Source organism: Oceanobacillus piezotolerans (assembly GCF_003665065.1).
Lineage (GTDB): Bacteria > Bacillota > Bacilli > Bacillales > Amphibacillaceae > Oceanobacillus > Oceanobacillus piezotolerans.
This window is the reverse complement of the sequence record NZ_RCHR01000001.1, coordinates 548,852-559,974: the sequence shown is the minus strand read 5'-3', so window position 1 is coordinate 559,974 and position 11,123 is coordinate 548,852. Positions and strand designations below refer to the sequence as shown.

At 36.3% G+C, this 11,123-nt stretch carries 10 protein-coding genes; all 10 read right to left on the bottom strand.

The genetic code is table 11. From position 1 onward, the window contains the following. Window positions 1-74 precede the first annotated feature (74 nt). Entirely contained in the window at window positions 75-731 is a 657-nt protein-coding gene (gene nth / locus D8M04_RS02865; RefSeq protein ID WP_121521224.1) for an endonuclease III, read from the bottom strand. A gap of 4 nt (window positions 732-735) precedes the next feature. Then, a complete protein-coding gene (locus D8M04_RS02860; RefSeq protein WP_121521222.1) occupies window positions 736-1,416 on the bottom strand; it encodes a DnaD domain-containing protein in 681 nt (226 codons plus the stop codon). Window positions 1,417-1,512: 96 nt separating this feature from the next. Further along, on the bottom strand, window positions 1,513-2,805 hold the full coding sequence (gene asnS, locus D8M04_RS02855) for an asparagine--tRNA ligase (RefSeq protein WP_121521220.1): 1,293 nt from the start codon (window positions 2,803-2,805) through the stop codon (window positions 1,513-1,515). A gap of 24 nt (window positions 2,806-2,829) precedes the next feature. Then, window positions 2,830-4,011: a pyridoxal phosphate-dependent aminotransferase gene (locus D8M04_RS02850; protein ID WP_121521218.1), complete on the bottom strand. Its 1,182-nt coding sequence runs from the start codon at window positions 4,009-4,011 to the stop codon at window positions 2,830-2,832. 15 nt (window positions 4,012-4,026) lie between these two features. Further along, window positions 4,027-4,560 carry a cell wall elongation regulator TseB-like domain-containing protein gene (locus tag D8M04_RS02845; protein ID WP_121521216.1) on the bottom strand — a complete coding sequence of 178 codons (534 nt, stop codon included), beginning with the start codon at window positions 4,558-4,560 and terminating at the stop codon, window positions 4,027-4,029. Beyond that, complete coding sequence (locus D8M04_RS02840; RefSeq protein ID WP_121521214.1) at window positions 4,523-4,696, bottom strand: YpmA family protein; 174 nt, start codon at window positions 4,694-4,696, stop codon at window positions 4,523-4,525. Before D8M04_RS02840 ends, D8M04_RS02845 begins: the two co-directional genes overlap by 38 nt. Window positions 4,697-4,967: 271 nt before the next feature. Further along, window positions 4,968-7,763: an ATP-dependent DNA helicase DinG gene (gene dinG, locus D8M04_RS02835; RefSeq protein WP_121521212.1), complete on the bottom strand. Its 2,796-nt coding sequence runs from the start codon at window positions 7,761-7,763 to the stop codon at window positions 4,968-4,970. A 44-nt stretch (window positions 7,764-7,807) separates the two neighbouring features. Then, window positions 7,808-8,788 carry a biotin--[acetyl-CoA-carboxylase] ligase gene (locus tag D8M04_RS02830; protein WP_121521210.1) on the bottom strand — a complete coding sequence of 327 codons (981 nt, stop codon included), beginning with the start codon at window positions 8,786-8,788 and terminating at the stop codon, window positions 7,808-7,810. Then, complete coding sequence (locus D8M04_RS02825) at window positions 8,764-9,966, bottom strand: CCA tRNA nucleotidyltransferase (protein WP_121521208.1); 1,203 nt, start codon at window positions 9,964-9,966, stop codon at window positions 8,764-8,766. The genes D8M04_RS02830 and D8M04_RS02825 overlap by 25 nt, the downstream gene beginning before the upstream one ends. Further along, on the bottom strand, window positions 9,966-11,099 hold the full coding sequence (gene bshA / locus D8M04_RS02820; protein WP_121521206.1) for an N-acetyl-alpha-D-glucosaminyl L-malate synthase BshA: 1,134 nt from the start codon (window positions 11,097-11,099) through the stop codon (window positions 9,966-9,968). The genes D8M04_RS02825 and bshA overlap by 1 nt, the downstream gene beginning before the upstream one ends. Window positions 11,100-11,123: the final 24 nt, after the last annotated feature.

Genomic DNA, 11,123 nt, shown 5'->3' with positions numbered 1-11,123 from the left:
AGGCAAATTGCCTGATTACTCCTTTATTATTTTTAGCTAATCTTAAGGAAAACATTACGCTAAAAGACCACTTGTTATTCTATAACCCTTTTTTTCATCCGTTTCTGGCCTTCCCTACACAAGTCTAATAATGGACATTCAGGGCAATTAGGATTTCTTGCCTTACAATGATACCTGCCAAAAAATATCATTCGATGATGGGTAATGCTCCATTCTTCCCTTGGTACTTTTCGCATTAGCGTTTCTTCTACCTCAATAACAGAATCCTTCCATCTACAAATACCTAATCTCTTGGATACACGCTCAACATGAGTGTCAACAGCGATTGCTGGTTCATCAAAAGCAATGGAAGCTACCACATTTGCTGTTTTTCTTCCTACTCCAGCTAAACTCATAAGCTCCTCTTTCTTTCGAGGCACTTCTCCATCGAATTTATCAATCAGAGCTTGGCATAACTTCTGAATATTTTTGGCTTTAGTCCGATATAATCCAATAGACCTAATATCTTCTTGTAGTTCTTCTAAAGGAACGGCCAAATAATCTTCTGGTGTTTTATATTTTTGAAAAAGGGTAGCTGTCACTTTATTTACTAGCTTATCTGTACATTGGGCGGATAACAAGACCGCAATCACGAGCTCAAAAGGATTGGAGTGTACTAGCTCCCCCTTTGCATCTGGAAACATCTCCGCCATTACATCCAGAGAGTAACGAATTTCACTTTTATTTAACATGTATCTAGTCTCCTTCTAACCAGTTGTAATAAAATGATGTATCTCTCTTCTTAGGTGATTCGCCACGTTTATCTTGATTTTGATGAAATGGCTTACTTGCATTTCTTGCTTGTTCTACAGAATGAATCCCCTTTTTCTTCCACTCACGTAATATTCGATCAATGTATTTAAAATTAAGTTTTCCCATTAAAACTGCCTCTCTTAAGCCAGCTTTAATCAAAGACGGAGCTATCTTATCCTCATCGAGCCATATATTAATGGTTTCGATTTCGAATGGAGACAAAGGTCGTCCGAATTCCTGCTCAAAGAGAATAAAAATAGTTCCATCTGCTGTCTGTTCTTCTTCCTTTACAGGTGTTTCCGTATAGAGCTTTTCAAGTAAGGGATTTAATGAATATATCTCACTTAGTTGCTGCTGTTCGTTCTCCTGTTGTTTCATAGCAAGATAGCCTTTTTGTATTAATTTACGAAGAATATTTGCACATTCCTTTTCAGTGATAGTCATTCTATCTGCTACTTCTTGAGGAGTGGGAAAATACTTGTTTTCCTGAAAAGATCTAATAAGATGTATGATAACCATTACTTCTACTTCATTTAAGCCAAGCGTCGCATAACTTGTTATTAATCGATTTGGAATTGGCAATTGATCCAATAATATTTTCTGAAAAGAAGATGAATTTGACATGTTGAACACCTCTAACTTAGTATAGCATGCATGATTGAATGGAAAATCCCTTGCTTACATTCAGGCAAGGGATCCCATTATTTTTAAAAACTTTTCTTAAGGATATAGTCGATTTAATAATCTTGGGAATGGAATTGTTTCACGTACATGTTCCACTCCGGCAATCCAGGCAACAGAGCGTTCTAACCCAAGACCAAATCCTGAATGTGGAACACTTCCATATTTTCTTAGTTCCAAGTACCATTGGTATGCTGGGCTATTTAATCCATGCTGCTCATACCGTTCTTTCATTAATTCTAGATCATCAATACGTTGGGAGCCACCAATAATTTCACCATAACCTTCAGGGGCAATTAAATCTGCACATAACACTACTTCAGGTCTGTTTGGATCTGGCTTCATATAAAATGCTTTTATTTCAGCTGGATAATTTGTAATAAATACTGGTTTATCAAAGCTCTCTGCAATTGCTGTTTCGTGCGGAGCGCCAAAATCTTCTCCCCACTCAATATCCGTAAACCCTTTTTCTTTTAATAACGTAATTGCATCATCATATGAGATTCTAGGAAATGGTGCTTTTACTTGTTCTAATTTAGAAATATCTCTTTCTAGAACATCAAGCTCTAGCTTGCAGTTATTAAGAACAGATTGCACTAGAAAGCTTACATAGTTTTCTTGAACTTTTAAGCTTTCTTCATGATCCATAAATGCCATTTCTGGTTCAATCATCCAGAATTCTATTAAGTGTCTGCGGGTTTTCGATTTTTCAGCGCGGAAAGTTGGGCCAAAAGAGAATACCTTTCCAAGTGCCATTGCAGCTGCTTCCATGTATAATTGCCCGCTTTGAGATAAATATGCTTCTTCATCAAAGTACTTCGTATGGAATAGTTCTGTTGTTCCTTCCGCTGAAGAACCTGTTAAAATCGGTGGGTCGACCTTTACAAAGTCATTGTCAGTAAAGAATTGGTACGTCGCACGAATGATTTCGTTACGGATTTTCATAACGGCATGCTGTTTCTTAGAACGTAGCCATAGGTGACGGTGATCCATTAGAAATTCTACACCATGTTCTTTCGGAGTAATAGGATAATCTACAGCTTCATGAATTACTTCAATTTCGCTAACTTGCATTTCATATCCAAAAGCAGAGCGTGTATCTTCTACAATTTTTCCAGTTATGTACATAGAAGTTTCTTGTGTCAGATTCTTTGCTGTTTGGAAAACTTCTTCAGATACGTCGCTTTTCACTACGACACCTTGCATAAATCCAGTTCCATCACGCAATTGCAGAAAAGCAATCTTTCCACTTGAACGTTTATTCGCCAACCATGCTCCAATGGTAACTGTTTGATCTAAATGCTTAGATACTTGTGATATTGTTGTTTTCATAGGTAATTCTCCTTCATTCTTACATTATTGATGGTTCAGTACAAATCGTTTTATTCGTTTTGCAGCTTCTTCGATATCCTCTAATGCGAGCGCATAAGACACACGCACATTATCTGGGAACCCAAAACCTGAACCGGGAACAAGAGCTACTTTCTCTTCTTCTAAAATCGCTTCTACCCAATCATCCACATTTGAAAAACCATTCGCAGCTACTGCCTCTTTTACATTCGGAAAAATGTAAAAGGCTCCTTTAGGCTTTTGGCACGTTATTCCGGGAATATCGTTTAATAAAGTATAAAAAACATCTAAACGTTGGGCAAATGCTTCCTTCATTTCTTCTACTGCATCGTCATTTGCTTCGTAAGCAGCAAGTGCTGCATATTGCGCAATAGAGGTAGGATTAGAAGTGGAATGAGAAGCTAAATTCGTCATTGCTTTAATAATCATCTTTGGCCCAGCCGCATAGCCAATTCTCCAACCTGTCATAGAATGTGATTTAGAAACCCCATTAATTACTATGGTTGATTCCTTTAATTCTTGTGAGATAGAAGCAATGGAAACATGCTTTTCAGACGTATATATCAGTTTTTCATAAATTTCATCAGATACAATAAATAAATTATGATTTAAACATACTTCTCCAAGCGCCTTTAATTCATCTTTACTATACATCATACCTGTAGGGTTACTTGGTGAATTAAGTATTACAGCTTTTGTCTTCGATGTAATTGCAGATTCTAATAAATCTGGAGTAAGTTTAAATTCATTTTCCTCAATTGCCTTTACGATAACAGGTGTGCCTTGGGCAAGTTTAATTTGTTCGGGATAACTTACCCAATAAGGAGCAGGGACAATTACTTCATCACCTTCATTTAAAAGAACTTGAAATAAAGTATAAAGCGCATGTTTAGCTCCAGTAGTAACGATAATCTCATCTAAATCATAAGTTAATTGATTGTCTCTCTCAAGCTTGGCAGCAATTGCCTTTTTTAATTCAAGTGTTCCACCAGCTGGTGTATATTTTGTCATTCCATCGTTCATAGCTTTTGCAGCAGCCTCTAATATATAATCCGGAGTATTAAAATCAGGTTCACCAGCACCTAAACCGATGACGTTATGCCCTTCTTGCTTTAGCTGTTTTGCTTTTGCTGTAATTGCTAATGTTGAAGAGGGTGTCAATGTTTTTACTCGATTTGCTAATTGCATCCTACTTGCTCCTCCCTAATTAAACATCTTTCTGAAAAAATACTGCTCATGTAATGTACCATCATACATAGAAATGTAATCCAATCCATATCTTCCGTCTTCTGTATAGTAGGCAATTTCCCATAGAACGTCATCCTCCAAAATGGCGGGTGTTATTCTGACAAATTTACAGCTGTCACAGGAATTGTACCAATCTTGAAGTATTGCATCTTTAGGCAATATTTCTGAAGTAGGAACGGAGGTGATGTTTTTCTCTTTACCTTCTAAAGGATAGAAAATAATTTGTTCTTCCCCTTTTTCTGTTTCACCAAGAACTACATGGTAAGCCTCATCCCCATGAAATCTTTCCACACTAGTTACATCCGAGATGGATGTCTGTTCAATAATGGTATTTACCGTCTCATTAAAACCAACCGTTTTTGAATCGTAAATCGTATTATATAAATATATCCCATATACAATAGCAATGATAAGCAAAACACTTATGGAAAGAGAGACGATTTTAAGCCAACTAGGTCCTGTAGATAGTGAAAATAGCTTCTTCTTCATTTTCATCATCCAATGCTAATCCAAACATTAAATCATCTTCCTTTAAAGTTCGGTTTAATAAGTCAACAATCTTATACAGGTCTTGGGAATACTGAATTCTTATCGTTGATAATGTTTCAATTTTATTATTATCCATGTTTTCCCCTCCAAATCACTTGCTTCCTGTTTTATCAAAACTTGTTACACATAGTATCTCTGCTATATGCTCATAATAGAACTACGTTGAGTTGATATGAACAAGATGTAGTAAAATTACTTATCCCTATGTTTTGCTCATTTAAATAGTCAACAACATTCAAAACCCATACCATTATTTTACTATACTACTGATGTGATTTATTTGCATCAGTATTTTTTGTGTTTTAATTCATTTTTTTACGCAAAATCATAACCGAATCCACTTTCAATTAGAACCATTGTTTTGCCTTTTCCATAATACGGACCGTAGAATCATACGTAATAGGAACTGCAGGAATGGATGAAGTGAAATACCGCCCATATCTTGTTTTTTTGATTCTTGCATCGCAAACAAACACTATACCCCGATCATTATTTGCACGAATTAATCGACCAAAGCCTTGTTTGAACTTGATAACTGCATTTGGCAATGAATACTCCATAAATGCATTTTTTCCCTGTTCTTCTAAATGTCTGGCCTTCGCCTCATATACAGGATGTTTAGGCGGTTGAAAAGGTAAACGAACAATCACTAAACAAGATAAATCTTCCCCTGGTATATCTACACCTTCCCAAAAAGAACTTGTTCCCAGTAAAATCGCTTTTTCAAAGGTTTGGAAGTTTTTCTTCAGTCTTGCTCTGCTTCCACTAGTTATTCCTTGACCAATTAACACATATTGATCGAGATCCATTGTTTCCTTAAGCAAGTTATATGATTTTTTCAACATATCATAAGAAGTAAATAAAACAAGCATTCTTCCATCTGTTATATCCGCTAGCGAAAGAATAGCTTCACAAGTAGCATAAATATAATCATCCATCTTTCCAAATTTAATATCTGGGAAATCATTTGGAATCATTAGTTGGACTTGATTCTCATAAGAGAACGGAGAATCGATTTTTTTGGTAAACAATCGTTCTGATGAAATCCCTAATCGCTCCTGAATAAAGTTAAACGATTTGTCCATTGTTAGCGTAGCACTCGTTAATACAACACTTTCTTTCTGCTCAAAGAAAGTGGAACCTAACAATGTAGAAACATCAGTTGGCTCACTGTATAGATAAACGGCGTTTCGGCTTCCTTTTGTATCTGCTTCTACCCACTTCACTTGAGGTATCACATCTTCTACAAGGAATAATTGTTCAAATCCATCAATTAAATCCTGCAGTACTACTGTCATTCCGTTCATATCATCTTTATCAAATTTATCAAGTGCTTCATTAAGCTCAAGAACTTGTTCTATCATCGCTAAAATATGAATTAAATCACGTATGAAAAAAGTAATTCTTGTTACCCTTTCTTCTAAGAAGTTCCATACCTCTTCCTGCTCCAGCTCATCTAAACGACATTGCAGCCTTCCTATATCACTGATGGAGTTGGAATTGGATCGTTTATTTGCGACAAACTCATAAAGACTGCGAAATAATTCCTCCACTTCAAACTTAAGCTCATCCAATATATTATCCCAATTATCAATGGGAAGTTGATCATGAAACTCTGAAAAACGAGCAATTAATTTGCCAAACATTTTTCCTTCTTCTTTATGTCCAATATGATTTAATAAGTATTGAATATGATTATAATCGAGCTTAAGGCCATAATGATGAGCAGCTGTATCCTCAAAGTGATGAGCCTCATCAATGATTGCTCGCTTATAGTTCGGTATAAATGAATAATCATTAAACATATCGGTACATAATAAAGCATGGTTCGTAATAATAATGTCTGCTTGCATTGCTTTTTTTCTAGCCTTTTGATAATAAGATTTTGAAAACCACGGCGATTGTGGATCCATCATTCCTTCCGCTTCTGTTGAAATTTTCTTAAAGAACATAAATCCGCTAGAAGGTAAATTTAGTTCTTCGATATCCCCAGTAACTGTTTCAGTAAGCCATACAAGTAGCATCGCTTTCGTTAATGCAATGTCATAATTGTTCTCTGAAGGATAGAAAAGTTCATGTGCAAACTTTTCAAGGCTTATATAGTGATTCTTGCCTTTTAAAATAGCTACTCGAAACGAGAATGGAAATAACTTTTCTATTAATGGAATTTCATGGTCAATTAATTGAGACTGCAGCTGAGTCGTATAGGTACTTATGACAATTCGTTGTTTCGTTTTTACTGCATCATAAATTGCAGGAATTAAATAGGCTAATGATTTACCTGTACCTGTCTCTGCTTCAATTAAAGCATGTGAATGCCCGTGAAAAGCGTCAAATATAACTTCAGACATCTCTCGTTGGCCAGATCTTTTCTCGTAATTCGGAATATGTTGCGACAGCACTCCATTTTCTTCATATATGTCATCTAGAAGTGTTCCAAAGGATTCATCTAGGCTCTCTTTCTCCGTTTTTTCTACATCTATTCTACGAAAAGCCAGACCCTGAAAGCTTTCTATATTCTCTTCATCATTAGAAAAAGCAAGTGCCTGCTGCCTTTCATACAATAGCTCATATAAATCGGAGTGAAGCATATTTTCTAATTCAAGCATGCCATTGACGGTCTCGTATGGAAGTGAATGTAGCTTTTTCAATAGTTTTAAGAATAATTTAGCTGTTACATACGCATCTGACAGAGCACGGTGAGGATCGTCATGCCTGATATCAAGAAATTCCGCTAACTGTCCTAACTTATAGCTTGGAGCTTCCGGATACAAAATTCTTGATAACTCGACCGTATCAATCACTGGATTAGTTAGCTTAGATCTACCATTTTTTTCTAACTCTGCATTTAAAAATCCTAAGTCAAAAGGAACATTATGAGCAATTAAATAACTGTCCTCAAAGATATGAACGATGTTATCTGCCTTTTCATGAAAGAAAGGTGCATTCTTTACATCTGCATCGGTTATTCCTGTTAAATTCGATATGAAAGGTGGAATAGATTGATCCGGATTAAAAAAAGTTGTTTTCGTATCGGTAATCTGGTTGTTTTCAATTACAACGATACCGATTTCTATGATTTTATCATCCTTTGCTGGAGAATGACCAGTTGTCTCTAAATCGATGACAACAAATTTATCCATATATATCCACCTAACTTTCTAAATCTTACCATACCCGTTATCTATTAAGAGAACCAATCAATTTCGGCTGAATATAGCTTTGTTTCTTCACCGTTTGGTGTTTTTGTTTGTAGTGCCCCGTCCTCTGCAATTCCAAGGAAAGGTGCTTCCCACTTGTCTCTCAACGTTTTAATCTTAATTTGCTCTCCAATCCGAAATCCATCTTTTTCCCATCTTTCTTTTATCACTGAAAAGCCGTTATCCAGGTATGTATTGTATGTTCTCTCAAACGTAACCAAAATCTTTTGTATAAGGTCACGTATTTCCCAAGTCTTATCTGTTTCTAATTTTAACGAGGTGGCTCTCGAATGTAAATCTTTTGGGAAGTCATCTAGAGTATGATTTACATTAATACCCATCCCTAATACAACATACCAAATCTGATCCTGTTCAGCTTGCATTTCAGTCAGAATACCTGCACATTTTTTCCGGTTAATTAATAGGTCATTTGGCCACTTTATCATCGGAACCACTCCAACATCTCTTCGCAATACTTCTGCTAGTACTGTTGCAGCTAATAGCGTCAACTGCGGTGCTTGATTTGGAGCAATTTCCGGTCTCAAAATAAAGCTCATCCAAATTCCTTTTTCTTTAGATGATTCCCAAGTATGATCCATTCTTCCTCGTCCTTGGGTTTGTTCTCCAGCAACAACAACTGTTCCATGTTGTGCATGACCTTGGGCAAGCTCATGTGCTAAAATCTGCGTAGACTTTAGTGTATCTTTATAGATAATCTCTTTACCAAGCCATTCTGTCTCTAATCCCCATTTAATTGTATTTCCACTAAGCTTATTAGGGTATTCTAAAATACGATAACCTCGTTTAGATTTCCCTTCTATTACATATCCATCTTTCTCTAATTCCTTCATATGTTTCCAAATGGCACTTCTGCTTATTTGAAGCTGTTCGGAAATAGCTTGGCCTGAAATATAAGTATCACTATTATTCGATAGTATATCAATTAATTTATTACGGGTGGATTGCATCTTATCCACTCCTTTATCTCTTGTTTCGAATTTGGTACTTCTCGATAAACTACAGCTTTTTCAATGTCCCGTAATAGCTTTTGCAGCCAAGGCCCTTTTTTAGCATCGGGAAAAAGGGCAACTAAATCATTACCATTTATCGCTAACATTTTTCTGGATTGAATCGGCAGTTCGTTCTGTAATTTGAATAAATTGTCCAGTGAAACTTTTCTATTATTGCCCATTAAATTGGAAACCCGAACAAATCCTTCATAAAAGTCAGTCTCAAGATTATAAACAAGCCAGTTGTCTAATCCAATATTGTTATACTGGTGATAAGCAGTAACAATTTCATTTGCTTCTCTTAATAATTGATTGGAACACTTCCAGGATTTAATCCATTCTTTCACCGTAACATCAGGTAAAAGTAAATGAAAATAAGCAATACATTCTCCAAACGATAATAAAGGATTCAGATCAGGATTCACCTTCTCTATCAGAATTGGATACTTAGAAAACACAGGTAAATAACGATATATTTCAGTTTGCTCTAAATAATTGACACCATAAGATACGTAATCACCTGCAAAAAGTTTAGCGCATTCCTTTTCTATACGCTCTACCGCTAAATGTTGAATATCACTTCTTAAAGTGGTCATTTGCTTTAATGTATTAGAATGAATCCGAAAACCTAACTGACTTGAAAATCTTAAAGCGCGTATCATTCTCAGGGCATCTTCTTTAAAACGCTCTGAAGCATTCCCGACAGTTCGAATAATTTTCTGCTGGATGTCTTCTTGGCCTCCAAATAGATCAATTATCTCTCCATCTTTGTTCATCGCTAAAGCATTAATAGTGAAGTCCCGGCGTTCTAAATCTTTATCCAATTCGTCTATAAAAGTCACTTCATCAGGGTGGCGATTGTCAGAATACTCTCCTTCTGACCGAAAGGTGGTTACTTCATAACTTACCTGATTATAGCGTACAATTACCGTCCCATGTTCAATACCAACCGGAATGACTTTATCAAACAATTCCTGGATTACTTCTGGTTTGGCAGAAGTTGTAATATCTATATCGCCAATTGGTCTCCCCGATAATAAATCCCTTACACAGCCTCCTACGAAAAACGCTTGGTAGCCATGCTTTTCAATTGTCTCAATGATTGGCAGTGCATTCATAAACCATTGATTTTGCATCATTTTTCCCCAATTTCCTTTACAAGCTCTTCATATAAAGCGATGTATTGATTAACTATTTTACTGGATTCAAATCTCTCTGCCGCATCATTATAAGCTTGAACGGAAAACCGATTCCATGTCTCCTCGTCCTGTAATAACTCAAGCGCAAAATTAGCGGCAGCAGAAATATCTCCAATCTCTACTATAAAACCAGTTCGCTCGTGATGTATAACTTCCGGAATTCCTCCAGCATTGGTTGCAATACACGGGACGCCACAAGAATTCGCTTCTAGCAATACTAGCCCAAAGCTTTCTTTTTCCGACATTAATAATAATAAATCAGAAATAGAAAGTAGTTCACTAATATTGTTCTGCTTGCCTAAAAATAGAACAGATTCCTCAAGTCCTAAAGAATATACGAGTTGAACAGTCGAGGTGTATTCAGGACCATCCCCAACAAGCAAAAGCTTACTTTTTACTTTATTATTAACCTCAGCAAATGTATGCACTACATCATGCACACGCTTCACCTTTCGAAAGTTTGAAATATGAATAAGAACCTTTTCGTCGTCTTCAATTTCATATTGTTGCTTTAACTCTGGAAGCTCCTTACGATAGTATTCATGCTCATTAACAAAATTATATATGACTTTGATATCTTTTTCGGTTTGGAGCATCGTCTTTGTCTGATTAACCAGACTCTGTGAAACAGCGGTAACCCTATCGGACTGTTCAATGCCATGTTTAATCATGCTCTTGAAAGTGGTGTCTATTCCCAATACAGTAATATCAGTTCCATGAAGAGTGGTGACAATCTTTACATCTTGTTTTGCTATATCCCTGGCTAGAATAGCGCAAATAGCGTGTGGCATAGCATAATGAACATGCAGTATATCAAGTTTTTCTTGATCGATGACCTCAGCCATTTTTGACGTAAGCGCTAAGTCATATGGGGGGTATTGAAAAACTGGATAATGACTTAACTCAACCTCATGATAAAAAATTCGTGGATGAATACGCGTAAGTCGAAATGGTACACTGGAGGTGATGAAATGAATTTCATGCCCAAGTTCCGCCAGCATTTTTCCTAACTCGGTCGCTATAACTCCTGAACCACCTACTGTGGGGTAACACGTAATGCCAATTTTCATAAAATCATTCGCTTCCTTGAAAGT

What these genes read in the sequence shown, in the direction of transcription:
- D8M04_RS02840 (WP_121521214.1), bottom strand. Translation starts at nt 4,696, where the DNA reads ATGGATAATAATAAAATTGAAACATTATCAACGATAAGAATTCAGTAT.
- D8M04_RS02860 (WP_121521222.1), bottom strand. Translation starts at nt 1,416, where the DNA reads ATGTCAAATTCATCTTCTTTTCAGAAAATATTATTGGATCAATTGCCA.
- D8M04_RS02845 (WP_121521216.1), bottom strand. Translation starts at nt 4,560, where the DNA reads ATGAAGAAGAAGCTATTTTCACTATCTACAGGACCTAGTTGGCTTAAA.
- bshA (WP_121521206.1), bottom strand. Translation starts at nt 11,099, where the DNA reads ATGAAAATTGGCATTACGTGTTACCCCACAGTAGGTGGTTCAGGAGTT.
- asnS (WP_121521220.1), bottom strand. Translation starts at nt 2,805, where the DNA reads ATGAAAACAACAATATCACAAGTATCTAAGCATTTAGATCAAACAGTT.
- dinG (WP_121521212.1), bottom strand. Translation starts at nt 7,763, where the DNA reads ATGGATAAATTTGTTGTCATCGATTTAGAGACAACTGGTCATTCTCCA.
- D8M04_RS02830 (WP_121521210.1), bottom strand. Translation starts at nt 8,788, where the DNA reads ATGCAATCCACCCGTAATAAATTAATTGATATACTATCGAATAATAGT.
- nth (WP_121521224.1), bottom strand. Translation starts at nt 731, where the DNA reads ATGTTAAATAAAAGTGAAATTCGTTACTCTCTGGATGTAATGGCGGAG.
- D8M04_RS02825 (WP_121521208.1), bottom strand. Translation starts at nt 9,966, where the DNA reads ATGCAAAATCAATGGTTTATGAATGCACTGCCAATCATTGAGACAATT.
- D8M04_RS02850 (WP_121521218.1), bottom strand. Translation starts at nt 4,011, where the DNA reads ATGCAATTAGCAAATCGAGTAAAAACATTGACACCCTCTTCAACATTA.